Origin of the sequence: Paenibacillus sp. LjRoot153 (assembly GCF_964253085.1) — a bacterium.
In the GTDB taxonomy this organism is placed as follows: domain Bacteria; phylum Bacillota; class Bacilli; order Paenibacillales; family NBRC-103111; genus Paenibacillus_E.
This window is the reverse complement of record NZ_CAXUQH020000001.1, coordinates 7,258,601-7,284,565: the sequence shown is the minus strand read 5'-3', so window position 1 is coordinate 7,284,565 and position 25,965 is coordinate 7,258,601. Positions and strand designations below refer to the sequence as shown.

The following is a 25,965-nucleotide window of genomic DNA, read 5'->3' as shown; positions in this document are numbered from 1 at the left end:
CAATGTTAATCAAAATGCCAATACTTGCTCTTCTTGATTGAGCTATTTTTATCTTTGATTATTTTATACAGTTCGGTTCAGAAATTAAAGGAGGAAAAAAATTTATGACGTTAGAAATTTTACAAGCAAAATTAGAATTAAGAGAATTAGTTGATGCTTATTCAAATTTGGGAGATGAAAAAAAGATTTCAGAACAAATGCTTTTATTTACGCCTGATACTAGTTTTAAGGTTTACTTCGGTGGCCAATTGGTGTCTGATGTTTCAGGAACAAAACAGTTAGAAGAGGAGTTCACAGGTCACGCTTCTCTTGTAAAACGTTATTTCTCCATTAACGCGCAACACGTTGCGAAAGTGGATGGCGATACTGCAACTGGTGTTTCGTACTCTCAAATGAAAATGGTGAGAGAAGAAGAGGGCAAAGAAGTTATCACTGACTATAGTGTTAAATATGATGACACATATATACGTCAAAACGGAAATTGGTTAATAAAGGCACGTATTTCTCACTTTTCAATCATAGAGGCAAGAACATTACAAGGCTAATTTGATTAATACTTGGAATCATAGCTTAAAGATGGAATGTTTGTAAGTTGTAGAATAATGCAAACAGAACCTGAAAAAAACTTGACTAGTTGTGAAATATCTGAGAGCCTTCAAAGGTAAGTGCGGCTACAATTGACGCTGTAAGGCAACAGTGGACAGACGAATCCTTAAAGGAAATGCGTAATGTGTTTGGAATGGACTTTCCGAAGGCGACAGCTCTTTCGTTTCTTATCAAGCATATCATTCCAGCCGAATAATCACACGGAGATCGAGCTGTTTGATTTCACGCCACCTCGTAATGAGTGTGCACTCACTCAAAGTTAAGTGCTGTAATATTATTCATTAATAAGGAGGAAAAAATTTATGACGTTAGAAATTTTACAAGCAAAATTAGAATTAAGAGAATTAGTTGATGCTTATGCAAATTTGACAGATGAAAAAAAGATTTCAGATCAGATGCTTTTATTAACGCCTGATACTAGATTTACGGTTTACGTAGGTGACCAATTGTTTTCAGATGTTTCAGGAACAAAACAATTAGAAGAGGAGTTCACAGGTCATGCTTCTCTTGTAAAACGTTACTTCTCCATTAACGGACAACATGTTGTGAAAGTGGATGGTGATACTGCAACAGGTGTTGCATACTCCCAACTTAAAATGGTGAGAGAAGAAGATGGCAAAGAAGTTATCACTGACTATAGTGTTAAATATGATGATATATATGTACGTCAAAACGGAACTTGGTTAATAAAGGCACGTACTTCTCACTTTACAATTATAGAGGCAAGAACATTACAGGGCTAATTTGAAAATCATAGATTAAAGATGGAATGTTGAAAGCCGTTTATGCTCCACTGTGAGTGTGCACTCACTCAAAGTCAAGTGCTGTAATATTATTCATAATAAGGAGGAAAAATATATGACGTTAGAAATTTTACAAGCAAAATTAGAATTAAGAGAATTAGTTGATGCTTTTTCAAATTTGGGAGATGAAAAAAAGATTTCAGAACAAATGCTTTTATTTACTCCTGATGCTAAATATAAGGTTTACTTCGGTGGCCAATTGGTGTCTGATGTTTCAAGAACAAAACAGTTAGAAGAGGAGTTCACAGGCCATGCTTCTCTTGTAAAACGTTATTTCTCCATTAACGCACAACACGTTGTGAAAGTTGATGGCGATACTGCAACTGGTGTTTCGTATTCTCAAATGAAAATGGTCAGAGAAGAAGATGTCAAAGAAATTATCACAGACTATAGTGTTAAATATGATGATATATATGTACGTCAAAACGGAACTTGGTTAATAAAGGAACGTACTGCTCACTTTTCAATTATAGAAGCAAGAGCATTACAAGGCTAATTTGATTAATACTTGGAATCATAGCTTAAAGATGGAATGTTTGTATGTTGTAGAATAATGCAAACAGAACCTGAAAATGACTGGACTAGTTGTAAAAAGCTATCCGGTCATTTTTTTTGAAATAGAATAGTTTGAATTTAATTACGAAAACAATACATTTAGTTTAATCAACATAAAAGAACATAATAAATACATTAAAATACGAGGTGAATAAAATATGAAAGTTACTATTTTTGGCGCTACAGGAAAGACAGGCTCATACTTAATCGAAGAAGCTCTAAAACGCGGAATAGAGGTTACGGTTTTTGCACGATCTAGCAGTCCATTTACCCATCCCAAAGTACGGATTATCAGAGGTGACCTGACTGATAAAAAAAGTTTAATGGAAGCGATCCGAGGGGCCGATGCTGTTCTCTCTGCTCTTGGTCCTACCTCGCTGAAACATCCTAAGGATTTGCCAATCACTCAAGCTCTTAAGGCAATTATCTCAGTCATGCAGCAAGAAGGCTTAAAACGACTCATTACTATTTCTACTGGCACTGCTGTAGATCCAGGTGATGGCTTTGATTTGAAAATTTGGCTTCCTGCTTTACTTGTTAAGCTGATGCTTCCGGCGTCTTATGACGACATTATTGAATCGGTAAAGGTTATTCGTGAATCAAACTTAGATTGGACATTGGTTCGTGCAGCAGTTTTAAAAAATCGTCCGGCATCAAAAAAACTGAATCTAGGGCTGTATGGACACACTAAGCATTCGTTAACGGTTTCCAGAGAGGAAATTGCAGCTTTTATGTTTGACCAGATATCAAGCCGAGATTTCGTACGTCAGGCACCAGGAATCAGTTCTCAGTAGATTTTGCTAAAGGAACCCTTATTATGCATTCATCCTCGTTTAGCGTCAGACAGAACTGAAACATAATCAGGTCATTATTCACTGGAGTCCGCTGAATCGCGAAAGCTACGATGCTTGATTGCCCAATCGCTAAGCGACTTAAGCGGCTCAATCAGTGTGTACCCGTGGGGCGTCAGTTCGTAATCAACCCGTGGAGGGATGGTAGGAAAAACCGTCCGTGACACAATCCCTTCTTCTTCCAAACGACGCAACGTCAACGTCAGCATCCGCTGCGATATACCGCCAATCAAACGCCGTAACTCGTTAAAACGCTTTGGTCCATCAGATAATCCCCCAACGATCATAACAGTCCATTTATCACCGATTAGTGAAAGAACATCGCCTAAGACCCGGCATTCGGACTGTTTATCAGTATCACTTATGTTCTCTGGTAACAAAAATGTGCCTCCTTGTGCATTCGCACAACAGTATATATTATTTACTTAGTATCACTTAAATACTATCAAATTATTAGAGAATGGAGAAGCGAATAATGAAAATTGGTGTAAATGGTGCTAGCGGACAATTAGGTACAGCGACGGTAAAACAACTGTTGGAGCGAGCGACTTCGCATAGTGTTGTCGCCATTTCGCGTTCCCCAGAGAAAATTGAAATTAATGGCGTGGAAGCCCGATTCGGGGATTACGATCAACCATCATCGCTGGTCGAGGCTTACAAAGGCTTGGACCGACTACTACTTATCCCCTCGACCAATTTACAGCCCGGTGTTCGTGCGGCTCAGAACATTGCAGCTATTGACGCAGCCGTAGCAGCCGGTGTGTCCCACATTGTTCTTATGTCATCTGCTGGCGCGCGGAACGTGCAAAAACCGAACATCGGAGCCGACTACTTTGCCAGCGAACAGCATCTGATGTGCAAGGCTCGCCAGTGGAGCATACTGCGCATGAGCTACTATGCAGAGGCTCTTATAGCGGAAGCACAGATGTCTCTTGCGCATGGCGTACTTACGGGTCTTACCGAAAACAAAGTCAGCTTTGTCTTGCGCGACGACCTAGCTGCAGCAGCAGTCGGTCTGCTGGTGGGCGAAGGTCACGATGGTGCAATCTACACGGGAACTGGACCAGAAAGCCTGACTGGTGCAGAGCGAGCAGGGGCTATCGCTAAAGCTAGCGGTAAACCATTGACGTTCGTCACACTGCCAGCCGAGACGCTCCATGCACAGCTCCAGCAGGTGGGACTTCCGGCGGAGGTCATCACTGCTGTTGTGAGTATTCAACAGAACTTTTCTAATGGGGACTTCGATATCGTTACGGGAGACATTGAGAAACTGTCTGGTCGTCCAGCGCGAAATCTTGAATCAATCCTGTCAATCGCATTCCAGTAATTGGATCGTGAGAGATAAAAGTTGCAATTTGAGTTGCAATCTTGATTTGAGCAGGAGGGAGAATCTTGAGTACCGCATCTCGTGGAGTTCACATTGGTCCCCCTCGTCTAAAAATAGCGATTCATGCCATTGTTTGGCTAGCCAAAAGCGGCAGTATGCTAAGCAGTGCGATGATAGCGAGCCAAGTCGATTCGCATGCTACCTTTATGCGCAGAGTTATGCAGTCATTGAACAATGCCGGAATCGTTGAATCAAAAAGTGGGCGGGATGGAGGATATTTTTTAAAGAAAACATCTACAGAGATTACATTAGGCGATATTTACGAAGCTATAAACAGTTTCTCCAATGAAGTCGAAGTTGATGTGGATTGCGGAGAAGCCGGGGAACAGTTAGATGTTGAACTTGAAAAGATTCTCCACGAAGCCGAATTAAAGACAATTGAGTATTTGCGGAATTATACGGTTGCTCAATTAATGGATCGTGTCCAATTCGTTAAAGAAGAATAAAGCTGGATATATAACATTAAGTTGCAGGATTACATGCAACTTTTTCTTAGAAATAAAATGTGCTTATTATAAGCACACAAAAAGGAGCCTCAATGTACATTACTATATTTGGTGCCAGTGGAGCTATTGGCAAGATTGTGCTCGAACATGCGCTAAGTGATAAAGAAAATTCGGTTACCGCATACGTCAGAAGACCGGATAGCCTTAAAATGTCATTTCCTAATTTGAAGGTTATCGTCGGAGAGTTAACCAATCAAGCTCTAGTTGGGCAAGCAATTGAGCAATCGGATGTCGTAATTAGCACGCTTGGTCCAGCGTTAGATACATCGCGCAAAATAAAAGGAACTCCCATAGCAGACGGACATGAAACGATTATACATGCCATGGAAAAGTTGAATAAAAAAAGATTCATCACTTTAGCTACTCCCACAGTGAAATCAAACGAAGATAAAAAACAGTTTAGTACAGTTATACCCGGAATAATGGCAAAGCTTCTCTTTCCGGGCGGTTATCTTGAGATGAAGAAGGTTGAGAAGCTTATTAAAGAATCCTCATTGGATTGGACTGTAGTTAGAATTATTAATCCAAACGTAAAGCATAAGAACAATGAATATGAATTTTCGTTCGGTGATAAGCCTGCAAAAATGGCAGTATCACGAGAAAATGTAGGAAAGTTCATTTATCGTGTGGCAACGGAAAATTTATATATCAAGAAAATGCCAATTATTTTTAATCGCTAAGGAGAGATTTAGATGACAGTATTTTCGATTATTTTGCAAAGCTTATTAGCACTCATGTTTTTAATGGCGGGGTTAGGGAAAATTGCAGGCTCCAAGATGCATGTTGAGGGCTTCAAACACTGGGGAATGCCGCAATGGTTCCGAATTGTAACAGGCATTATTGAATTTGTAGGTGCAGCCGCATTAGTCATTGGCTATTGGGAATCAAGCTGGGTCGCCTTAGGAGCGTTAATACTCGGAATTACAGGTATCGGTGGTATTATCACGCACATTCGGGTTAAGGATTCCTTTAAGCAAACATTTATGATACTATTTCTTGCAATCATCGGTATTGTTTTGTTTGCAATTAACGCTTCCGATCTTGCAGATCTTCCGGGGTTTAAATAATGGAGGATATTGAATTTGAGTTTGGAATCTATTCGTTAGGAGAAAGAATCCCCGGTTCATCGGGACAGGCAATAAGCGCAAAGAGTCGGATTGACGATATTATTGCCGCAGCAAGGCTGGCTGATGAAGCTGGTCTTGATCTCTTTGGAATTGGGGAACATCATCGATTGGATTTTGTTACTTCTTCCTATGCCATGATTCTGTCGGCCATCGCTCAAGCGACAAAGAACATTCGCCTAACGAGTACCTTGTCCGTCATTAGTACGGCTGATCCGGTACGAGTATTTGAAGATTTTGCAACGCTTGACCTTGTATCTGGCGGACGTGCGGAGCTTATTGCGGGTCGTGGAGCTTTCTTGGAATCATTCGAGATCTTTGGAGCGGATTTAAGAAAATACGATGAACTATTTGAAAGTAAACTTGATTTATTGCTGAAGTTAAACGAGCAAGAGCGAGTGTCCTGGAATGGACAATTCAGGCCAGCGCTCAACGATTCGCAAATTGCCCCTCGACCGTTTCAACCTAAACTTCCGATTTGGATTGGAGTTGGGGGCACACCAGAGAGTACCGCTAGAGCTGGGAGATTGGGTCTTAACATGGCACTTGGTATTTTAGGCGGAGATCCAAGAAGGGTTAAACCGCTTGTGGATATTTACCGAGCCGCAGGCAAAGCGGCAGGGCATGATCCATCAAAGTTGAGGATATCTGTCACAGGTCACTCATACATTGCCCGGACATCCGCTCAGGCACTCGATGAGTTCCACCCACACTACATCAATTATTTTTCATATTTCTTAAAAGAACGCGGTCAGCGGTTTTGGGTATCACGCTCGGATTTAGATGCAATGACTGCCCCAAACAATGTTCTTGCGGTCGGAAGCCCGCAGCAACTCGTTGAAAAGATTCTGTTGCAGCATGAGCTTTTTGGTCACAGCCGATTTATGGGGCAATTCGACATGGGTGGTCAACCACTGTCCAAAGTTGAGAAAGCTATCGATCTATTGGCTACAGAAGTTGCACCAGTTGTTCGCAGAGAAATCCGAAAGAAACAAATGACTGTGTAATCATGCATGTTGTAAAATGGAACGACACCTTTTTGGGTGTCGTTTCGCGTTTTGCAGGAAAACGGCAATCTGTTAAGCATCGGTGAGATGCAATTTAAGTAAGTTCATGTCGCCTCACAATAGTCCGAAATTTCCACGAATCCCTGTCCGTTAGCGTAATCCCCTCAATACAAAACCCCGATTCATTATCTGAATCGGGTGCCCTTTTCAAATTTATACTCCGCCGCGAGAAACTTGTAACCCGAATTCACGTATGTCAAAAGCTGCCTTAGGGAGCACCATTCTTTCTGTTTGTTTGCTTCAGGTTATATAGAATTTCTATATTTGAATAGATCCTTTCGATATACGATACCTCCTACTCTGGAATTATACTTTAAATACGTAAGAGTAAAAGGTGGAGGTATATCATGATAAAAACTGTTGGGATTATGGGAGGCATGGGTCCGCTTGCCACAGTCGATTTGATGAACAAAATCATACGATTAACACCTGCCCAGAATGATCAGGAACATATTCATTTAATTGTGGATAATTATCCGCAAATTCCTGACCGTACATCAGCAATTATGGGTAAAGGTAATGACCCGCTCCCCTATATGAAGCAATCAGCCAAGACATTAGAAAAGGCTGGGGCAGATTTAATCGTAATAGCTTGCAATACTGCACATTATTATTTGCAAGACATTCAAGATACGATTCAAGTTCCTATTATTAATATGCCAAATGAGACGGCAAGATTCATTGATGAAGTCGGCCTAAAATGCGTTGCGTTGTTAGCGACGGATGGCACTGTGAAAACCATGCTTTATCAGAAATCCCTCCGTGAAAGAGGACTAGATGTACTGTTGCCTGACGAGATTACACAAGCAAAGATAATGGAAGGCATTTATGCAGTAAAAGCCGGGGATATTGCAAAAGGCAAAAGTTTATTAATTCACGCATCTCAAATAATGATTGAAAAAGGAGCGGAAGCGGTTATTGCTGGTTGCACTGAGATTCCGATTGTTTTAAGTGATGCGGAAGAGATTAGCGTGATTGATCCGACCCATATTTTGGCTAAGCAGGTTGTTGATATCGCTAACCAGGAACATGTGTTGTATAAAGACTTTGAAACTGATAGAAAGGGAGCAAAAAACTGAAGAGCCAACTTCGAAAGGAAAAAGATTTTCTTGGAGAAATAGAAGTTCTATGTCATGCCTATTACAGTATTCAAACGATTTGAGCAGTAGAGAATTTCCCCATCACCGGCTATCGTATACATGAATCGTTAATTCGTGCAATGGCAAACGGCTATTTGCTTTTTGAAGGCGAGGGCTCCAAAACCGTTGTGGTTGCAATTGTTAAGTACATGACTGTAAATTATTGTACGTCGAGAAAAAATCTGTTGTATCCGTCATTTGGATGAAAGAGTGTCTAAATTGACATAGGAAAAAGAAAAATTTTTGAGTAAAACAAAGGAATAGAAAGTTCCCCATCTCCTAACACTGAATCAATAAAAGAATCAAAGTATTTTGTCGATATATTCATGTATATTTCTATAAATGCTATGTTAGAAAGGCGGGGGCATTATGAATATTGAAAACATTGAAGCGTTTGTTTATATACACCATTTAGGAAGTTTCAATAAAGCGGCCCAAGCGCTCTTTTTGACGCAACCTTCCGTTTCGGCGCGGATCCAAACCTTAGAACGGGAGCTGGGAAGTCAGCTATTTTATAGGGAAGGCAAGCATATCCTGATCACAGAAAATGGGAAACAGTTTCTTCCTTATGCGCAGCAGATCATGACGGCTTATCAGGAAATCAAAATCAAACTGCAGCAAAATTTGGCGATATCCTATGAATTTAAAATTGGTTGCGCTATTTCCGTTTCGAATTATTTGGTACCGGACATCCTGCCACTTTTTAGTGAAAAATTCCCCGGTGTGAAGATAAAAATTACGACAGGCCATTCCAACATTATTCTGGAGAAGGTCTTGAATAAAGAAGTCGATTTGGGCATTGTCCGCACTGTTACACATCCTAATATTGACAATATACTGTTTCATAAAGACCCCATCGGATTGTTCGTACCTCCCGGACACCCTTTATTAAAAAAGGGAAGCGCTGCAATAGATGAGATCAGCCGGTTTCCTCTCATTTTCTTTGATTACGGCTCCATGGACTGGCTGATGATTACTCGGCTTTTTGAAAATATGAAGCCTAACATCGTCATGGAAGTCGATAGTATGGAAACGGCTAAGAAGCTTATCCAAAAGGGGATGGGGATCAGTTTTTTGCCTGAGCATTGTGTCAGGAATGAGTTTGAAAACGGTCTATTGTATCGTGTCGAGATTACTCCCGAAGTTGATATTTCTATCAGAATCGATTTGATTTATTTGAAAGGTTCGAGCAACCCTTTTTTGAATTTTTTCCAGCAGATATCGTTTGGAAAGACTTAACGCAGAGTATGATTGCTGATCTTGATTTTGAGTTCCAAAGTGTGACAAAATAGGCGCACGCTAATCTAAGGTGTATATTATTACAAATCGATTCGTATTCCATCTCTGAAGAATTCTCCGTTAGGTCCTTCAGGTCCAATCGTCGCTAACCAAAGGATAGATTCGGCAGTTTGCTCAGGGGCTCTTGGAGCAAATGGTCCACCCATATCTGAGCTTACCCATCCCGGATCGACTGCATTTATTTTGATATCACCATGGGTTTCTGCAGCTAGCAATAGTGTCAATCCATTTAGATCAAATTTAGACAACATATAAGCTCCTACTCCTGGATGTGAGATCTCGCTCATCACCCCATATATCTGAGGAAACATTAATAATTCTCCAGTATCCTTGTTTTTCCATGAGGGGAATGTCAAATAAGAATATGATGTCTCTTTACATGAGACAAATCGATAGTCAACTGGATGATGCGGACAAGCACGTGGTCAGCCTTGCCGCTACGGATCTGGATATTCAAACGTTTGGAGCACTCGAATCGGATACTGCCTATCAGTTAGCCAAAGATAGCATAGTATTGTTGAAAAGCGCATTTATTCGAATGATTGATTTTGAAACAAAAAAGCAAGCAACTGAATTATTAGTTGCTTGCTTTTTTATGGTGTTCGAGAATTTGTTTTTCCTTCACCTATAGTGATTTGAAGCTAATATTTAATTATCATAAGCCCTTAGGACATCTTCAACTAATCTTGTTATCGTTGCTAATTCTCTTATGTTCCGGTGTTTAATTAAATTATTCAGAAAATCAATAAGCTTGTCCTTCTCTATTTGATCCTTAGATTTTGAATCATCGTAAGAAATAAATAGATCACCTGGTCGAATGTCTAAGGCTTCCACGATTCGCTCTAATGTATCTAGGGATATATTTTTCTCTCCACGCTCTATTCCACCTATGTATGATTGCGGTTGACTTACTTTTTCACCAAGCTGCTCTTGCGTAAGTCCTCTATTCTTTCTGAAGACCCTAATTCTTGCACCTACATGAACTGATAATTTAGGCAAGGAACCACCACCTTCTATATCAGCTTAAGTAAGTGGGCTCTTAAGTTAAATATACCTATAACATATATAACCAATTGATTTTAGATGTTATAAGATCTATATTTATAATTAATAATTCACATAATAAGGGGTACCAGCATGAATACACTACCTAATCAGATCGTTATTGAAAATGTAATACAATGCAAGATGCGCGGCAAAGTGGCATACCAAAGCCATTTCCCATCATCTGTAGGATTACAACTCATATATGTAAAACCTTTTGATCTACCATCAGGTAAGGGATATCAGCGCCCTGTAGACTCAAAAAGATGTGAAGACTTTGCAAGTTACTTGTCCAAAGGTGAAGATGCGCTATTCACACCGATTTTATTAAATGCTGCATCGAGCTGGGAGTTTATTTGTTACGATCGACATCGTCCATCTTATGGCAGATTGTTTTGCAAAGGTAAAGCTTCATTAATGGATGGTCAACATCGAATGGGTGGCATAGATAAGTACACGAGAGAAACAAATTCGGATTTAAACGTACCGTTTCTTGCTTTTCACTCTTTGGATGAAGATGAGGAAGTTAAACTATTTGATACGATAAATACGAAAGCAAAGGGGATTGGGCCTTCACTTAGTAAATTTTTACGCAGAGATTCGGATGACATCAGTTGGGTTGCAACGGAGCTTATGATCCGTAAGGATAGTCCATTTTATAATATTGGTACCATTATCGGTAAGCGTAGTAAAGGTCGCCACGTGACACTTCAAAATGTGTATAGAACGCTTCACTTACTTACAGCGGATTACCGAATATCGAGTATATCGAAAGAAGAAAAATTGACTGTTGCATTAACCTACTATGACACTATTAGGCAGAATTTTGCCGCGGAGTGGTCAGATTACAAAGAATTTAGATTAACACATATTGTATGTTTAGATGCTCTTTCATTGGCAGGTAACCACGTTCTACTTAAATGCATGAGTGAAGGTAAAAAGCATATTGATCTCACTGCAATTCAGCGGCACGTGAAACGTTTATCTTTGGATTGGTCATCACAAGGTCCACTTAAATATTTAAAAGGTATGAGTGGTTCCAGGACGTTAGCAACGGATTTGAAAGAACAAATGCTTCCCCATTAGTGGGGAGCAAGGGCTGGTGAGGATTTCAAATGTTTACTGTGCGACTTTTACCTAAACCGGGTGAACTATTAAGTAGCTTCTTGCTTCGTTTTGCCAAAGCAAACGGAACAAGTTTATTGACTCTTTGGAGAAAAACTAAGAATAGTGAATTAGTAAATTCTAATAAAGTGGATTTACTTTTAATTGATTTTGCACCATTAAATGCATTTGATATTAAGCTACTTTCAAAAGCCACAAAAATTGCAGTCGAGAATTTACTGGAGATGTCATTTCATTTTGCATTAAAAAAATTCTGCCATAGCAACGAGCTGGTAAGATCTCGTTTTCTAAAAGGTGTTATTCGTGTTCATCTTCATTACTGCCCTCAATGCCTTAATGAAAAAGTACCTTTTATAAAAAAAGAATGGAAGGTAGAGGGGAACGATTACTGTTTAAACCATCATCTACGTTTAATTAATGTCTGTAATATCTGTGGTAATAAGATTAAGCTTACTCAAATCAATGAAATCTCCAATTGCCCTCTATGTGAAGCATCTTTAGGTTTTGATATGCATGAAGAGATTATTTCTGAAGAGGAGCATCGCATTCAATCTTTCCATTCAGAAATATGGAAGGAGCTTTGTGAAAATAATAACGATTATTTAACCCCATCGGAGACTGCAACAAAATTATTATATATATTAAATGAAAAACAAACAGAATTAAATATGAGTATAGTACAGCCGAAGTTACATGAATTGGGAACGAATGCAAAAACTTTCATGCAATATGTAAGAAATACACGACGTGGTCAAAATAGAACATTACATATTAACTTATTAATTAATGTGTTTTATAGAAACAAAATTCCCTTAAGATATCTATTTGAAATGAAGATACCAAATGGTTTTCGTAAAGCTATTATTCCAATTAAGAAGAATGAATTTAAAAATGCTATTTGTTTATCCCCTTGGTGTAATAGCTATATGAAAAATGAACTTCTTGTGAGATCAGGGACAGTATCAAAAAAAAGAAAAAATGGTGAAATACTGCGGGGCTACTCAGCTTGTTTGGCATGTGGTTGTAGGTTTGCTTATGATGAGGAAGGAGAACTTCAAGCAATTGATTTCTTTGCTCAAGGGTATGAAGTATTAAACTTGATTAATTTTGAAGAAGTCTCATCGGCAGAATTAGTTAGACGGACAGGTCTTAGCATAAGTACTTGGCGAAGAATTATTATTTATTTTCAAGTAAGAGGTTTGTATTTAAGTAATAGTGATATAGCGGGAATCATTGATAATTTTTTGTTGGATAAGTTCACAAACGCAATTAATTGTAATGTAGACCTTAATACTATTGCAAAGTGGGAGTGCTGGAAGTCAAAGTTACACTTTCTTTTTCATAGGTATCACCCTGAAATAATGAAGAAATTAATTTTACACAAGAGGCCAGCAATGGAACGGCGGATTGATAGGGATGGGATCAGAGGTGAAATAGTACAGATTTGCGAAGAATTATTTAAATCAGGTCAAGTCATCACAATCGGTGTGGTGTCTGAAAAGCTTAAAGTAAGGAAAAGTACCTTAAGTAAATGGGGCTTGAATGATTACATTCATTCTATGAAAGCTAAGCAACACAAAGAAAATGTAACAAAACTATTACCTAATTGGTACAGTTTAATCGATGAATTCTTTAATTTACATAATGGAGAAAAAGTGCTTACTGAAGAGGTATATGCTTATATAAAATTGAGTCAATCGTATATACGTAGAGTAGCTCCTGAAGTGAATAGATATATTAATGAGATGCGACTTAGGTATAATAGTGAAAAACATAATTTGAATACTTTATAGAACGAGAGAGGATCCTGGTTTGAGTCTAAATCAAGGATCTTCTCTCGTTTTGTTGTAAAATGATATAAATCGGTTTTAGAAGAAAGAAAACCTATGAATTACTCTAGTTTTTATAAAAGCTATTAACTGTCTAATTACTATTTCAAGGAGTAGAAAATGAAGCTATTTACAGTAAGACCAAGACCTCGACCAGGGGAATGTTTAAGTGGTTATTTTCTGAGAATTGCAGAAGCTAATCTGGTTAATTATTTGGATATTAGAAAAAAAATTAATATCGGCTCGACAAGTTATTTCAACTCAGCCGCTATGTACAAAGTAGATTCGTCTCTACAGCTTATTAATTTTAAAATATTTGCGCTTTCGCTGCACCTGGAAGAAAAAATAATAAAGGATCTTACGTTTTTGCCAATATTAGATAAGTTTTTTGATAATCCAAGTCAAGAAGAAAGGCGATTCAGGTCGTTTTTGAATTCTTTAATAGTTACAGATGTAAGAAGATTTTGTTCACATTGTGTAAGGGAAAATAGGTATTTTAAGCTTATTTGGCAGATTAGGGAAATTAAAATATGCTTAGAACATCAAGTTGATCTTAAATCGAATTGCTGCAACTGCAATCAACCACTTCCATATTTTTATGATCATATGAATGAGTTAGTCTGTAACAGTTGCGGTAATTCAATTTATAGCGAATGTGAAATTAAAAATGCACAGAATGAAGAATTTATCAAAAAACAATTTCAAGTTATTTACGATTGGAGGTTTTTGTTGAATTCAGAGTTGTTTCTTACATCGAAATTAGAGAGGTTTACATTAGAACAATCCTTAGCAATTAAATTGCTATATATTTCACAAAACAAGGCCACTACTTTTAATAAACTTGATATCAAGTTATTTTCTCCTGTCGTGGTTCAATCTTTAGTCGCATTAATACGTAATGGTAAATCTACGAAAAGAGTTTTATTAAGTGATCTATTTAAACTAACAGATCACTATGGAATGAATCTAAAAGAGTTTTCGGCAATAGAAGTATCTACAGTCTATATTGCCTCAATAAATTTGGTAAGTGATCATTTAGATTTAGCCCCTAGTTTTTGTTGCACACCTTGGTGCCATTCTTATGGAAAAGATACAGCTATGAAACACATTAATGTTCGCAAAAAAGGAGCTAATAATATTTACTTTAAGCAAGTACATGTTTGTATCGATTGTTATTTATATTATGGCTATTATCAGAAAGAATGGAGAGAAATAAAAGGTGATATTGAGCTATTCATGGATGTAAAGGAATTAGTTAGACAAGGAATAAGTAGGCGTAATATTACATCCACTTTAAAGATTGATTATCATCGTACTTCTTTAATAATAGCTTACTTATTGCGATTTTTTCTTTTAGACACTAAGCAATTTGAGTTAGTTAGAAACGTATCAGATAGTAAGTTAAGTATTCTGTTTGATTCAATTATAGAAGAATACTGGGAATCACCAGAAACGATTTATTATAAAGCGAAAGAAAGGTATGGTTGGGGAGTTATTGAGTTTTATTATTATTTTTTTGATTCCGCGGTACAGAATATTTATTTATTTAGAACTCAAACGAGTAGAACAAAAATCTCGAAAAAAAGGGAACAAGTGAATAGTGAAGTAGATAATAAATTAAAAGACATGATTAATAACAATAGGACGGTTACTGTTAAAAAAGTAGCTGCTTCATTAAAAGTTGGTAGAACTACTATTAATTCGCCGAAATATGCAAAAATTAAAGAGGAGATTACAGAAGAAAAAAAGAAACAACGCTTAGCAGTGAAGGAACAGCAAATTCATTTTTATCTTACTGTTTTTGAAGAGTATAAACAGATGCAGAATGATTTAGGAAGACCTCTTCGTTGTGATGAACTTTACAAGCATCTGGGTGTAAACCAGGCATATATATGCAAATATCACTATGAAATCCAAATGTTTTTTTCAGAAAAGGTGGAAGAAAGCAAGGAATTATTTTTGCAAAAGAAAGTGATAGAGTTAAGTTCAAAAGTACGGAATATCATTCCTATTATTCATAAAGAGCAGGGGAGATTAAGTCAATCTTTAATCGGTAAGTACCTCGGCTTCTCTTATATGAATAGAAAAAGCCGGTTTTATTCGTTACTTATAAGCGTAATTAAAGATGAAATTGATAAGTTTCTACTGAAGAGAACGAATGAATATTAATTAATAAGTTGATTTTGTTTTTGTGATTTAGACTTTTTTTAGTAGAGCGTCCTCCAAGATGATGGAATTTATGTGCTTTTGACACGTAAAGTACTCCCATCGTGCCGAGGCGCTCTTTTTTTATAAGCAAAGCCGAAAATAATTAAATAAACATTTCACTCGAAGCTATAAAAATGAGTAAATCTAAGCCTGATTTGACATAACGGGGTTTATTTTTATTTAGACAAGATAATACAGGAATTTACATTTACTTGTCGAATATTAGGTTAAATATTCCATTAGAAGGAGGGGTTGTATTGGATCTAAGGAAAGAGACCTTATCATTTGGCAAGGTAATATGTGTTGATGGAAGTAAGTTAACAATAAAAGCCGAAACATTAAAAACTGTTGATGGAGAAATTGCGCTTCATGCAGAAGTAGGCTCTTTTATAAATTGTGGTGGTTTTCATGGAGATACAATATGTACTATAACTCGAGTTTTAATTGAAGAAGTTGAACGTAGAGATCGAATCGTAGAGAATAAAATTGTAGAAGTAGCAATAGTTGGTAGCACGGAAGCGGGTAACAAATTTACACGCGGAGTAAATAAATTGCCATCCATAGGAAGCGACTCATATTTTCTAAATGGGGATCAAGTTAATTTTCTTTTGGGTATAAATCTAGATGAACAGGAGAAAAAGAAATACTTTAAAGTGGGTCAACGTTCCATGAGAGGAGCTGGGGATGCTTATTTAAATCTTGATAAGCTCCTAGGTAGACATACTGCTATTGTTGGCACAACCGGAAGCGGAAAAAGTAGCACGGTTGCAAGAATAGCGCAATCCATTTTAGAAAGCTATCCACAACCTAGATTAATCTTTTTTGATATTCATAATGAATATCAAAATGCTTTTTCAGGTCAATGGGAGGGGAAATCCAATTGCATTGTTTGGGATAAGTTCTCCTTACCTTACTGGTTCCTTGATTTAGACGAGTTTATCAGTATTTACTATCCAGAGGCTGGCGGCACCCAGAAAATGTACATTAAAGAATTGATTGAAGAACTAAAGAAAAATGAAGTTGAAGGAACAGAAAAAGCAAAGGTTTCTGTTGACAGTCCTATTTTTTTTAACATGGATGTTCTTCTGGAAAATATTATAGAGAAACGCGATAAAGAAACTACAGAAGCGAAAAAAGATCCATTTAATAAAATGATTTTAAAAATACAAAGCATTCATAATGATACCCGCTTTTCATTTCTAAAAAGCGATATAGTTGAGAAAAAGAGCCTAGCTTACTACTTTAAATTTCTATTAGGACTAAATCAGGAAGAACAAAAGTTTATTTCAGTTTTAGATTTGAGCGGTCTGCCAGCAGAAGTAAGGACAATATGTGTTGGTATTTTAACAAGATTATGTTTCGATTATCGTTACTGGGACATGGATCCAGAAAATTTACCGATGGCGTTAATTTTAGAAGAAGCACACACATACATCCCAGAAGATTCTTCCTCAAAGTATTCTCTTTGTCTTGAAAGGGTTGAAAAAGTTGCAAAGGAAGGGCGAAAGTATGGATTAAGTCTAATAGTGGTAACGCAAAGACCATCAAGTATTTCCTCTACCGTTCTATCTCAATGTGGTACATTTATTACTTTGAGATTAACAAATGATCTTGACCAGAATAAAATTCGACGACTACTTCCAGATACTTTGGGTGATCAGGCTGATATTTTATCAAGCCTAAGAGATGGAGAAGCCTTGATTACTGGCGATGCAATGACCTTGCCGGGAAAAGTGCAATTTGATCCACCAATACCAAAGCCCAAAAGTAATGATGTTAGGTTTCATAAAGCTTGGGTAACCGGACCTCCTCCAGGTTACAGCGTTGATGAAATTTCTAATTGGTGGATAACAAGAGAGAGAAAAAATACTCAAAGGGAATAAAACTATGAATATTAAGTCGATTGAACTTAAAGGTTGGAGATCCTATTCTGGAACGGATGGAGTTACCCTTGAAAATCTAAGAAAAATAAATATTATAATCGGACCAAACAATTCAGGTAAATCAAACTTGTTTAAGTACCTATTTCACATAAGGAGCATTGTGAGGAATACAACGCCAAGACAAGTGAGAAGAAATGAACTGGACCATTACGATCTTCTTAATTGTGTACCTTCTGCTTATAGTAATAGTGATACTTGGGCGGAGGAAGGTTCCGACATTGTTTGCAAATTAGAACTAGAAGAAATTCATGGGTTTAAGAATGATGGTAATGCGCCAACATTACATTTATCGAAGGATATTCAATTAAAAGCACACCACAAAGTAAATGAACAAAAGTCATGTTTTTCTGTTGTATATGAAAATGGCCAATGTTTGTTAGAGGAATTTCAAGAAAACAATCCCAAAATTCTTAATCCTATGCTAGGTCAGTTTATTAACGTTGTAGAAGGAATAGGATATCCACAGGACACGGTTTTATATTGGAAAGCATTTTTAGATACTTTAGTTTTTGTTGACCCAGTAAGACATTATTCTAGGAACAGGTCGGAATTTAATGAAAGTGACTTTGATGGTAGTAACATTGTTCAAGAAATAATCAAGGTACGAAATGAACAAGATGGTGAATGGCGAGAGTTTAAAGGACATATTGAGGCTTGGTTAAGAACCATTCTTCTTGAACCAGAGGTGGTTTTAGATCCTACTAATGATAAATTAAGATTCTATATAAAGCGAGGAACTAAAGAAATAGCGGCTTCTTTTGAAAACATGGGTACTGGAGTATCTCAATTAGTTATGTTACTTTCATACCTCTATTTAAATCGACACAGACATCTTAATGTTTTTATAGAAGAACCAGAAAGCAACTTGCATCCTGAGGCTGTTATCCAACTAGTGAAAATAATGGAAACAAATTTCCAAAATCACCGTTTTTTTATAACAACACATTCTTCAATATTAATAGACCAGGTGAATGATAACTGGAGCATCAACAGGGTTTACCGTAAGTCTGTAGATGCGTCTAAGATAATACCTTGTACTGAGGTGTTGCAACAATACGGGTTACTTGATGAACTTGGGATACGCCCATCACAATTGTTACAAAGTAATGCTGTTATATGGGTAGAGGGACCAAGTGATCGGACATACGTCAAAAAATGGATTACGGATAATTCTGAATTGGTTGAGGGAAAACATTATAGCTTCCTTATGTATGGCGGTTCTAATTTGGCTAATTATGACCTTATTGATGATGATGAGTATATAAATCTACTAAAGACAAGTAGATACTCGATTATTATATGCGACTCTGATAAAGGTAGCGAAAATGATGAACTTAAGGAAAGAGTTACTAAGTTAGTTGAACGAGTGGCTAACATGACATTCTATGATGGGCGATGCCTACGGGATTATGTACATATTTGGATAACCTCCGGTAGAGAGATAGAAAACTATGTACCAAAAGTTTTGCTGGATAGCATCTTGTTTTCTGAATTATATGTAAGAAAATTTATGTTTGTTGAAAACGGTGATGGGCAAAAAGAAAGAAAAAATCTAAAGTATTCACTAGATGGAACTGTATTTACCCCTTATATCCCATTCGATAGCTATTATGCAAATAAATACAGTTTTGAAGATGATACCCCACTTTCATTGGGGCAAAAAACAAACATATCAAACGATTATTCAAAGAAAAAAGCAGGTATTGCCAAAGCTGTAGTTGCTGGATGGCAAACTGAGCACTACGGTGCAGATGATTTAAGCAAGAATATTGCAGATATTATTGAACATATTAAACGTGCTAATTATTTCGGAGCAATTTAAATGTGTTTAATGGTCTGCAATATTTCGGAGGTATTTGTGAAACTGTGGCGCTCAGCAAAATAGACGATCATTAAAAAGGGTGAAAACATGGCATTACCATTAGACTGTGATACAGTAACTCCAAAAGTTGAGAAAAATTCAATTAGGAATGAAGTTAAACGTGTAGTCAAAGAAATTAATAGTATTCATAGTCAATCTGACGAAGTGTACGATGGAATAAAACTCGCTATTGACCAAATTAAAAACGGATCTATTATAGAAATATCCAAATTAATTTACTTTCGATCTATGTTGAACTCTAGAATTGAATCACAAAAAAACTTTACTCCATTTTCCTCTTTGGTTGCAATCACTTGTATGACCACAGCAATATTACTAGCATGGATTGTAAATTCAGTAACAGTAAACAATATTTTGATTTATCTTGGCATACCAAGATTTGTTTTCTTGTTCCTAATTGTAGTTGGTCTATTCGGAGGATTTTCTCTTGCATTCATACTGGTTAATGGCTATTACAAAGCGCTTCGGAAAATGGTGTTAGCCAAAGAAATTATTGATCTTGCAGTTGCTGAAATTAGTAAACAATGAGAATAAAATAATTTATGGAAATCTCTTCACGCCTTAACATGAGGCGTTTTTTTTTCTTGGTTTATTACAAGGGGAATAACGAAATAATGTTTATACCAACTCTGAAGAGAGGATCACTAGTTAGGGGACAGTTTGCAGCCATGTAGAAAAACTTCTAATAAAATTAGAAAAGAAGTGATTAAATGGATTTATTAGATATTATTCAATTTGAGAACGAACATACTTCTGTAGATTTTAAAATGATTTCTTACGAGAAAAAACAAAACAAAAAAGAAGATTTTTTAAAAGATTTGCTTGCAATGGCTAATGCAGAAGTAAACGGCCAACGATACTTAATTATTGGAGTGAAATTGCTAAGTGACGGGCAACGTTCATTTCACTCAATTGAAGAGTACATAGATGATGCAAATTATCAGGAGTTAGTCAGAGAAAACATCGAACCACAACTTAATTTTCGGTTTGATCCCATACGTCTTAATGAATATAATCTTGGTGTATTCACTATTGGTCCGTGTGAAAATAAGCCTTATATGATGAAAAAAGACTGTGGAACGCTTAAAAGAGGAATGTCATATATACGTAGAGGTTCCCAACAGAAACTCATTATTCGAACTGACTTGGAGAACATTTACGAAGATCGCTATAAAAAAAGGAAAGAGGCCGAAATAAAGGAATCATATTTGTATCTTCTTGAACAAGAGTTTCGATATATCCAAGCTCAACTTTGGCAGTTGAAGTCATTAGTTGTAGAGGGCCCATTAATAGAAGAATTATGGTCGCCAGCTTATGAATTAGCAAATCATCTTATTTTAGAAGCATGGGAAGCTATAGTGAAATCAGGGCTTATTTCTACAATAGATTTTGACGAAATGGAAACATACCACGCTGCTGTAAAATCGACTAGAGCTGCATTTAGAAATGTATGTCTTTCCGCAGCAAAATGGCCAAGGTTTCTTCAATGGGATAAAAATATTGAAAAGGGTGAATTAACGCAGATTATACCTCCCAATCTTTATTTAAAACAAGAGGTAGACCAGTGCAAAAGAAGTATTTCTTACGCGGAACAGGCCATTATGAAAGCAATAGAAAGAATATCAATTAGAGAAGGATGATGTAATATTTTGCGTGAACTACTCCTTAGTTTAACAACATGAAAGTATCTGCAACGAAACCTTGTTAAATCAAGGTTTTTTGACTTTGTAGGGAGTTTCTTGTTGTTTTATTACGAAATGAAACTTTGTTTTTCAATTTTCGTAACATTACCAATAAGTGCTAATTAGTAACACCAAAAAGTATGGGGTAAAAATTAGGGGGATTTATGAGCGGAAATTAATGAAGTCAAATACTAAAAGTTATTTATAAATTTATAAGGGTCAGGAAGGTTGGATCTAAATGGGTACTAATTTACTTGCAAACTTGATAGACAATCCAATTGCTTTAATAATACTTGGAGTTTTAGGTGTAATTATTTGTATACGTACTGTTATCTCTAGTTTTTCTTTGAAGAGTATTGATGAAATTTTTTTACCCAAAGAACAAGTTAATTGGTATAGTTCAATAAAAACTGTTTTTGGATGGATTATTTATTATTCTTTTCTATTATTGATTTCCTGGATCTCTTTAAGTTCTACTTCAATTAAAATATTAGTAGAGTTTTGTGGAACTATATCCTGTTTGTTTACTGTATTTGCACTTATTTTTTTAGTTGTTCTCCGAGTATATAAATGGAAAAAATCAACTAGAGAAGCACCATATCAATTTGTAAATGTAAAAAGGATTTCTAGTATACTTGCGTTAAGCTTTATGTCAGTATTTACTTTTTGGACATGTGCTATAATTATTTCAACAGCTAATTTGTATAATGCGTTTCAGATCTCAGATATATTTTATTTCTTAATTATTGGATTAATGCCTATACCATTATTCAGTGTGTCAACTAATGATATTCCTAAAAGTTTTGGTGTAAAGAAGATGCAACCTGATTTATTTATAACTACTTTAGCTGATGGGACAGAAATGTTTCTTATAAAAAGTCTTAAAAATGATATGTTAGTTTTAGGAGATAAATCTACTGAAGGAAAATCAGAGTATTTTAAAGTAATAAATATGAATGTACAAGCAGAATTTGAATTTCGACGTAGTCCTAGTGAATAAAAAATTCACAAAGAACTGGTGTATAATCAAGCTCTATTTTTATTAGAAATTGCAAAAGTACTTCCCGCGGACATTTTTTTAGGGAAGTGTTTTTTTTGTAGTCGCTAAATTGAGAGAACACATGATTTACAAGCCTTTTTGTGTGGAGCAGACTCACTAAAAATAGGCAAAAACTACATGAGATGAAGACGAATATACTTAAATATCCTAGCGTTTAGCGAAAATAAAGCATTAGAGTAGATGGTGTTTAAGGGTCCATTTTAATTTTGTAATATTTTGGTTGTTTAGGAATAGGATAATTGCTATAGTAAATGTGAGAACGTACATTCGATTTTTGTTAGGTTGTAGAAGATGATGCTTATTAGTGAGAATTTTATTTCGAACTTATTTTGGGTATTTCAATATTTATCTTAGTGTTTATTTATTTCCAGTAAATAGAAAATGGGGGATGTGTTGATACCTCATTGCTGATCGTTACAATTACAACTTGAAACTTAATTAATAAATCACATAGGAGGAAATAATTATGGCAAGAAATGTGACGCAATATGATTTATTGGTGTCTTGCCCTTCAGATGTAAAAGAAGAACTTGAAATAATAAAAGAAACGGTTGATAGTTTCAACCGAATGTTTGGAGCCGCCAATAATGTTTCTATAGTCGCAAAGCATTGGTCTACGGATTCTTTTCCTGAGTCAGGTGGTCGTCCACAAGAATTATTAAATGAACAATTTGTTTTTGGTTGTGATGCAGCAATTGCTGTATTTTGGACAAGATTTGGCACTCCTACAGATCAATATGGTTCGGGTACGGAGGAAGAAATTGAGAAACTCATACAAAGTGGGAAACAGGTTTTTCTGTATTTCAGCGATTGCGCAGTTAACCCTTCACAAATAGATAATAACCAATATCAAAAGATATTGTCATTTCGTGATAAATACAAAGATAAAGGAGTTTATGGAACCTATTCAAATATTAATGATTTCAAAAAAGATTTTTTGAATCATCTCTCTTTGTATTTTGTACGGTTATTAACTGACAAAGATAGTACGATCACTACGAAAAGCAAAATGTCAATTAGTGGAGTAGTGAATGGTAAAGTTTCTGAACAACCAAAGTTGTTTATTAAGAATTATTCGAATTCCCAGTTTATACAAGGATTAAAAGATATAATAAGGGAGAAATTCGAGGATATAAAAAGAATTGTCTTACCTGTAAAATTAGTTGAAACAAATGAGAATACGAAAAATGAAATAGTGGCTATTAATAACAAGTTAAATCCTGAATTGAATCGTAAATTTGGAGAACTCGCTTTGATGTTTAAAGATCAATTAAAGGGCATAAATAATATATTTCCATCCTCAAAAGTAGAACTTAGCAATGAGTTTAAGCATGAGATAAGGAAATATTCAATGGAACAAAATATTAATATGCATGACGAGCTCGATTTCTTCTATTTTGGAGAGTTAACAAAACAGCAACAACCTTTTGGTGGAGGTCCACTAGGTACAAATCCATCTATTAATATATCTGGTAGTGATGATGAAAAAAGAAAATATGAACTGTTAAAACAACTGAAATGGAAAATAAATGAATATCAGCAATATATAAATTACTTTTCTGCAATTGATTCGAAATATTATCTTGAATTAGCACTCTCAAACTTCGGATCAAGATACGATGAGGATGTCGATGTAAAGTTATACCTAAAAAAGGGATGTATATGTGATTCTACAAAACTTCCTATTCCAGAAGCTAGTATTGTAGTAGAGGCAAATAGATATATTGGTTCAATCTTCAAACCCAAAAAAACAAGTTCAGTTACTGAATATAGTGATTATCAAATAATTCCTCCCTCACTAAAACATTACAATATATCATACGCTGACGAAGTTGAAAATGAGAAGAAAAATTACAAACAATTGCTTGGAAATATATTTTGTTATGATTATTTTCAAGATGATCATCATGATATTTTGACATTTAACCTTAACTATATTAAGCAGAATACCAGTATCTACTTTCCCTCGGTATTAGTCTTTAATTCACAGCCGAATTTAATTCGATATGAAATTTTGTCAAAGCATTATCCCGATATTATTAAAGGTGAGTTACAAATTATTAGCGCTGAGCGCGAGTGGTAATTGGAGGAAACAACGTGGCGCCTATATACTCTGTTTATCTGGTGGTGGTTTTCGAGAGACTCTGTTCCATCTAGGAGTCATCCGCCAACTACTATTCTTAAATGTATTTAATCAAATTGCAAGGTATTAAATTCATTGGCTAAGTAATAAGCTAATTATTAAACCTAATTAGCATTAACTACAACAAATCTTGTTTATAATTGTAATTACAACGATAAATCTTATTTATAATTAGAGTATATCTCAAGTGGACGTTGTAAAAAGCACCCATTCGGGTGCTTTTCTGTCTCACTTATAACCGTTACTCATAAGTGATGTGTAGTGAGTAGAGAGTAGTAACTAAAGAGCAGCGAGTAAAGAGTAAAGAGTAAAGAGCAAAGAGAAAGACAGAGAAAGGCCAATAGGAGGAACGGTAGCCCGTTCTCTTATTGGCCTTTCTGCGTAATCGACTGCTGATGGGACTGCAGTGCCGAGTAAGTCGATATAATCGACTTACTCGTCGCCAAACGCGGCAAGGAGCCGCTGTAAGTCGAATAAATCGACTTACAGTCGCCGAGCACGGCAGAAAAGCCCAAGTTAGTCGGTTTTACCGACTAACTGCTCACCAAGCAAGGCAAAAGAGCTCGAGTTAGTCGGTTTTACCGACTAACTGCTCGCCAAGCGAGGCAGAAGAGCCTGAGTTAGTCGGTTTTACCGACTAACTACTCGCCAAGCGAGGCAGAAGAACCTGAGTTAGTCGGTTTTACCGACTAACTACGCGCCAAGCGAGGCAGAAGAGCCTGAGTTAGTCGGTTTTACCGACTAACTGCGCGCCAAGCGTGCCAGCTTACTGCACCGTATGGTGCTTCGGCCGGAACTCGCTTGGCGACTGACCTGTCCAGCGGCGAAATTGCCGCGAGAAGTGGCTGGCGGATTGAAAGCCAAGCTTGTCGGCAATATGGCTCATCGACAGGTGCGTTGTAACGAGCAGTTCTTTGGCCTGCTTCAGCTTCAGCTGGCTGAGATACTGGCGCGGTGATAGGCCGTACACCTTGGTGAACAGCTTGCTGCATTGGCTGCGGCTCATGTTCAGCTCTTTGGCGATCCCTGCTACGGAGGCTTCCTCGCCGAGACCAAGCGACAGCTTCTCCTCGATCGCGTGGGCGACGTCAGTTGAGAACAACGACGCATCGCGGTTCGTTGTTTTCACTTCTGTGTGCTGCTGGGCGCGAAGCAGCGCGAGCACGTCATGAATGATGAGCAGCGTGTAGGACTGCAGCAGCAGCTTATCTTCAAAAAGCAGCTGAGACGACCCAGCCTGCTCAGCATTTTGCTCTAACAGCCGGTTGCGCGCCACAACGGCTTCTAATTCACCTACGTAGCTGCGAAGCTTGCTCGTGGAGGCTTGCTTTTGACGGATCAGCTGGAAGGGTGTTGCCGCTAGCAGACTGCGAATTTCCGTATCGTCGAGATCAAAATGGACATTAAAATATCCATAATGCACAGCTGAGGGGTTGGCGGATTGATGTCGGACACCAGACTTAATAAGCAGCCAGTCGCCTGCGAACATGGTGATGGATTGGCGATTGATCTCATGCAAGACTTCACCCTCCGAGCAGTACAGCAGCTCAAATAAATGATGATGGTGCCTCGGATAGGCCCACCCTGGGGGCTGCAACCCAAAGTGACAACCGACGACCTGCAGCGTCTGAATCATATTCGGAAAACGGTAAATATCCCTATATAAATCCTCCATGCGGATTGCCCCCAGTTCGTGTTCGATTGGTGGTATT

Annotated in this window: 26 protein-coding genes and 1 pseudogene; 22 read left to right on the top strand and 5 right to left on the bottom strand. The window is 37.0% G+C overall.

The window, feature by feature from the left end; all coding sequences use genetic code 11:
• Nucleotides 1-104 precede the first annotated feature (104 nt).
• The 4 genes from ACSQ8P_RS31555 (at nt 105) to ACSQ8P_RS31540 (ending at nt 2,758) form a co-directional block, all read left to right on the top strand.
• Nucleotides 105-545: a nuclear transport factor 2 family protein gene (locus ACSQ8P_RS31555; protein WP_436238801.1), complete on the top strand. Its 441-nt coding sequence runs from the start codon at nt 105-107 to the stop codon at nt 543-545.
• Between the two features lie 363 nt (nt 546-908).
• Nucleotides 909-1,349 (top strand): nuclear transport factor 2 family protein, encoded by a 441-nt coding sequence (locus ACSQ8P_RS31550; protein WP_436238800.1) that lies wholly within the window; start codon nt 909-911, stop codon nt 1,347-1,349.
• Nucleotides 1,350-1,464: 115 nt separating this feature from the next.
• Complete coding sequence (locus tag ACSQ8P_RS31545; protein WP_436238799.1) at nt 1,465-1,905, top strand: nuclear transport factor 2 family protein; 441 nt, start codon at nt 1,465-1,467, stop codon at nt 1,903-1,905.
• A gap of 217 nt (nt 1,906-2,122) precedes the next feature.
• Entirely contained in the window at nt 2,123-2,758 is a 636-nt protein-coding gene (locus tag ACSQ8P_RS31540) for an NAD(P)-dependent oxidoreductase (RefSeq protein WP_436238798.1), read from the top strand.
• A 74-nt stretch (nt 2,759-2,832) separates the two neighbouring features.
• Here ACSQ8P_RS31540 and ACSQ8P_RS31535 read toward each other — a convergent pair whose 3' ends face one another.
• Entirely contained in the window at nt 2,833-3,195 is a 363-nt protein-coding gene (locus ACSQ8P_RS31535; protein WP_436238797.1) for a winged helix-turn-helix transcriptional regulator, read from the bottom strand.
• Between the two features lie 95 nt (nt 3,196-3,290).
• Here ACSQ8P_RS31535 and ACSQ8P_RS31530 point away from each other — a divergent pair, with 95 nt between their 5' ends.
• The 8 genes and pseudogenes from ACSQ8P_RS31530 to ACSQ8P_RS31495 all read left to right on the top strand — a co-directional run bounded on the left by ACSQ8P_RS31530 (nt 3,291) and on the right by ACSQ8P_RS31495 (nt 9,277).
• Nucleotides 3,291-4,142, top strand: a complete 852-nt coding sequence (locus tag ACSQ8P_RS31530) for an SDR family oxidoreductase (RefSeq protein ID WP_436238796.1) — start codon at nt 3,291-3,293, stop codon at nt 4,140-4,142.
• 65 nt (nt 4,143-4,207) lie between these two features.
• Nucleotides 4,208-4,648, top strand: a complete 441-nt coding sequence (locus tag ACSQ8P_RS31525; protein ID WP_436238795.1) for an RrF2 family transcriptional regulator — start codon at nt 4,208-4,210, stop codon at nt 4,646-4,648.
• Nucleotides 4,649-4,740: 92 nt separating this feature from the next.
• Nucleotides 4,741-5,388, top strand: coding sequence for an NAD(P)H-binding protein (locus tag ACSQ8P_RS31520; RefSeq protein ID WP_436238794.1), 648 nt, complete (start codon nt 4,741-4,743; stop codon nt 5,386-5,388).
• Nucleotides 5,389-5,400: 12 nt separating this feature from the next.
• Complete coding sequence (locus ACSQ8P_RS31515; protein ID WP_436238793.1) at nt 5,401-5,775, top strand: DoxX family protein; 375 nt, start codon at nt 5,401-5,403, stop codon at nt 5,773-5,775.
• On the top strand, nt 5,775-6,839 hold the full coding sequence (locus tag ACSQ8P_RS31510) for an LLM class flavin-dependent oxidoreductase (protein WP_436238792.1): 1,065 nt from the start codon (nt 5,775-5,777) through the stop codon (nt 6,837-6,839). The genes ACSQ8P_RS31515 and ACSQ8P_RS31510 overlap by 1 nt, the downstream gene beginning before the upstream one ends.
• 407 nt (nt 6,840-7,246) lie before the next feature.
• Nucleotides 7,247-7,978 (top strand): aspartate/glutamate racemase family protein, encoded by a 732-nt coding sequence (locus tag ACSQ8P_RS31505; protein WP_436238791.1) that lies wholly within the window; start codon nt 7,247-7,249, stop codon nt 7,976-7,978.
• Nucleotides 7,975-8,124, top strand: a pseudogene (aspA, locus tag ACSQ8P_RS31500) (aspartate ammonia-lyase); the annotation flags it as partial. The gene ACSQ8P_RS31505 and the pseudogene aspA, both read left to right, overlap by 4 nt.
• 283 nt (nt 8,125-8,407) lie before the next feature.
• Nucleotides 8,408-9,277, top strand: a complete 870-nt coding sequence (locus tag ACSQ8P_RS31495; RefSeq protein WP_436238790.1) for a LysR substrate-binding domain-containing protein — start codon at nt 8,408-8,410, stop codon at nt 9,275-9,277.
• Nucleotides 9,278-9,357: 80 nt separating this feature from the next.
• Here the strand turns inward: ACSQ8P_RS31495 and ACSQ8P_RS31490 are convergent, their stop codons facing one another.
• Entirely contained in the window at nt 9,358-9,588 is a 231-nt protein-coding gene (locus ACSQ8P_RS31490; protein ID WP_436238789.1) for a hypothetical protein, read from the bottom strand.
• Between the two features lie 128 nt (nt 9,589-9,716).
• Between ACSQ8P_RS31490 and ACSQ8P_RS31485 the strand changes: the two genes are divergently transcribed.
• The gene (locus ACSQ8P_RS31485) at nt 9,717-9,968 is read left to right on the top strand and encodes a hypothetical protein (protein WP_436238788.1); all 252 of its coding nucleotides are present in this window, start codon (nt 9,717-9,719) and stop codon (nt 9,966-9,968) included.
• A gap of 17 nt (nt 9,969-9,985) precedes the next feature.
• Here the strand turns inward: ACSQ8P_RS31485 and ACSQ8P_RS31480 are convergent, their stop codons facing one another.
• Complete coding sequence (locus ACSQ8P_RS31480) at nt 9,986-10,336, bottom strand: helix-turn-helix domain-containing protein (RefSeq protein ID WP_436238787.1); 351 nt, start codon at nt 10,334-10,336, stop codon at nt 9,986-9,988.
• Between the two features lie 138 nt (nt 10,337-10,474).
• Here ACSQ8P_RS31480 and ACSQ8P_RS31475 point away from each other — a divergent pair, with 138 nt between their 5' ends.
• The 9 genes from ACSQ8P_RS31475 to ACSQ8P_RS31435 all read left to right on the top strand — a co-directional run bounded on the left by ACSQ8P_RS31475 (nt 10,475) and on the right by ACSQ8P_RS31435 (nt 24,193).
• Nucleotides 10,475-11,467, top strand: a complete 993-nt coding sequence (locus ACSQ8P_RS31475; RefSeq protein ID WP_436238786.1) for a DGQHR domain-containing protein — start codon at nt 10,475-10,477, stop codon at nt 11,465-11,467.
• Between the two features lie 29 nt (nt 11,468-11,496).
• Nucleotides 11,497-13,299, top strand: a complete 1,803-nt coding sequence (locus ACSQ8P_RS31470; protein ID WP_436238785.1) for a TniQ family protein — start codon at nt 11,497-11,499, stop codon at nt 13,297-13,299.
• 156 nt (nt 13,300-13,455) lie between these two features.
• Nucleotides 13,456-15,504 (top strand): TniQ family protein, encoded by a 2,049-nt coding sequence (locus ACSQ8P_RS31465; protein ID WP_436238784.1) that lies wholly within the window; start codon nt 13,456-13,458, stop codon nt 15,502-15,504.
• A 296-nt stretch (nt 15,505-15,800) separates the two neighbouring features.
• Nucleotides 15,801-17,426 carry an ATP-binding protein gene (locus ACSQ8P_RS31460; protein ID WP_436238783.1) on the top strand — a complete coding sequence of 542 codons (1,626 nt, stop codon included), beginning with the start codon at nt 15,801-15,803 and terminating at the stop codon, nt 17,424-17,426.
• 4 nt (nt 17,427-17,430) lie between these two features.
• On the top strand, nt 17,431-19,308 hold the full coding sequence (locus ACSQ8P_RS31455; RefSeq protein WP_436238782.1) for an ATP-dependent nuclease: 1,878 nt from the start codon (nt 17,431-17,433) through the stop codon (nt 19,306-19,308).
• An 87-nt stretch (nt 19,309-19,395) separates the two neighbouring features.
• The gene (locus tag ACSQ8P_RS31450; RefSeq protein WP_436238781.1) at nt 19,396-19,896 is read left to right on the top strand and encodes a hypothetical protein; all 501 of its coding nucleotides are present in this window, start codon (nt 19,396-19,398) and stop codon (nt 19,894-19,896) included.
• Between the two features lie 182 nt (nt 19,897-20,078).
• Nucleotides 20,079-21,008: an AlbA family DNA-binding domain-containing protein gene (locus ACSQ8P_RS31445; RefSeq protein WP_436238780.1), complete on the top strand. Its 930-nt coding sequence runs from the start codon at nt 20,079-20,081 to the stop codon at nt 21,006-21,008.
• A gap of 280 nt (nt 21,009-21,288) precedes the next feature.
• Nucleotides 21,289-22,050 (top strand): hypothetical protein, encoded by a 762-nt coding sequence (locus ACSQ8P_RS31440; protein ID WP_436238779.1) that lies wholly within the window; start codon nt 21,289-21,291, stop codon nt 22,048-22,050.
• A 526-nt stretch (nt 22,051-22,576) separates the two neighbouring features.
• Complete coding sequence (locus tag ACSQ8P_RS31435) at nt 22,577-24,193, top strand: hypothetical protein (protein ID WP_436238778.1); 1,617 nt, start codon at nt 22,577-22,579, stop codon at nt 24,191-24,193.
• A 425-nt stretch (nt 24,194-24,618) separates the two neighbouring features.
• Here ACSQ8P_RS31435 and ACSQ8P_RS31430 read toward each other — a convergent pair whose 3' ends face one another.
• Together ACSQ8P_RS31430 and ACSQ8P_RS31425 are read right to left on the bottom strand one after the other, a co-directional pair.
• Nucleotides 24,619-24,768, bottom strand: coding sequence for a hypothetical protein (locus tag ACSQ8P_RS31430; RefSeq protein WP_436238777.1), 150 nt, complete (start codon nt 24,766-24,768; stop codon nt 24,619-24,621).
• 251 nt (nt 24,769-25,019) lie between these two features.
• Nucleotides 25,020-25,928 carry an AraC family transcriptional regulator gene (locus ACSQ8P_RS31425; RefSeq protein WP_436238776.1) on the bottom strand — a complete coding sequence of 303 codons (909 nt, stop codon included), beginning with the start codon at nt 25,926-25,928 and terminating at the stop codon, nt 25,020-25,022.
• Between the last annotated feature and the right edge of the window lie 37 nt (nt 25,929-25,965).

Excerpts from the sequence above, each read along its gene's own strand:
- ACSQ8P_RS31485 (WP_436238788.1), top strand. The coding sequence starts at position 9,717 with ATGAGACAAATCGATAGTCAACTGGATGATGCGGACAAGCACGTGGTC.
- ACSQ8P_RS31495 (WP_436238790.1), top strand. The coding sequence starts at position 8,408 with ATGAATATTGAAAACATTGAAGCGTTTGTTTATATACACCATTTAGGA.
- ACSQ8P_RS31510 (WP_436238792.1), top strand. The coding sequence starts at position 5,775 with ATGGAGGATATTGAATTTGAGTTTGGAATCTATTCGTTAGGAGAAAGA.
- ACSQ8P_RS31555 (WP_436238801.1), top strand. The coding sequence starts at position 105 with ATGACGTTAGAAATTTTACAAGCAAAATTAGAATTAAGAGAATTAGTT.
- ACSQ8P_RS31530 (WP_436238796.1), top strand. The coding sequence starts at position 3,291 with ATGAAAATTGGTGTAAATGGTGCTAGCGGACAATTAGGTACAGCGACG.
- ACSQ8P_RS31505 (WP_436238791.1), top strand. The coding sequence starts at position 7,247 with ATGATAAAAACTGTTGGGATTATGGGAGGCATGGGTCCGCTTGCCACA.
- ACSQ8P_RS31435 (WP_436238778.1), top strand. The coding sequence starts at position 22,577 with ATGGCAAGAAATGTGACGCAATATGATTTATTGGTGTCTTGCCCTTCA.
- ACSQ8P_RS31490 (WP_436238789.1), bottom strand. The coding sequence starts at position 9,588 with ATGTTGTCTAAATTTGATCTAAATGGATTGACACTATTGCTAGCTGCA.
- ACSQ8P_RS31545 (WP_436238799.1), top strand. The coding sequence starts at position 1,465 with ATGACGTTAGAAATTTTACAAGCAAAATTAGAATTAAGAGAATTAGTT.
- ACSQ8P_RS31455 (WP_436238782.1), top strand. The coding sequence starts at position 17,431 with ATGAATATTAAGTCGATTGAACTTAAAGGTTGGAGATCCTATTCTGGA.
- ACSQ8P_RS31425 (WP_436238776.1), bottom strand. The coding sequence starts at position 25,928 with ATGGAGGATTTATATAGGGATATTTACCGTTTTCCGAATATGATTCAG.
- ACSQ8P_RS31470 (WP_436238785.1), top strand. The coding sequence starts at position 11,497 with ATGTTTACTGTGCGACTTTTACCTAAACCGGGTGAACTATTAAGTAGC.
- ACSQ8P_RS31440 (WP_436238779.1), top strand. The coding sequence starts at position 21,289 with ATGGGTACTAATTTACTTGCAAACTTGATAGACAATCCAATTGCTTTA.
- ACSQ8P_RS31465 (WP_436238784.1), top strand. The coding sequence starts at position 13,456 with ATGAAGCTATTTACAGTAAGACCAAGACCTCGACCAGGGGAATGTTTA.
- ACSQ8P_RS31475 (WP_436238786.1), top strand. The coding sequence starts at position 10,475 with ATGAATACACTACCTAATCAGATCGTTATTGAAAATGTAATACAATGC.
- ACSQ8P_RS31540 (WP_436238798.1), top strand. The coding sequence starts at position 2,123 with ATGAAAGTTACTATTTTTGGCGCTACAGGAAAGACAGGCTCATACTTA.
- ACSQ8P_RS31515 (WP_436238793.1), top strand. The coding sequence starts at position 5,401 with ATGACAGTATTTTCGATTATTTTGCAAAGCTTATTAGCACTCATGTTT.
- ACSQ8P_RS31445 (WP_436238780.1), top strand. The coding sequence starts at position 20,079 with ATGGATTTATTAGATATTATTCAATTTGAGAACGAACATACTTCTGTA.
- ACSQ8P_RS31450 (WP_436238781.1), top strand. The coding sequence starts at position 19,396 with ATGGCATTACCATTAGACTGTGATACAGTAACTCCAAAAGTTGAGAAA.
- ACSQ8P_RS31520 (WP_436238794.1), top strand. The coding sequence starts at position 4,741 with ATGTACATTACTATATTTGGTGCCAGTGGAGCTATTGGCAAGATTGTG.
- ACSQ8P_RS31550 (WP_436238800.1), top strand. The coding sequence starts at position 909 with ATGACGTTAGAAATTTTACAAGCAAAATTAGAATTAAGAGAATTAGTT.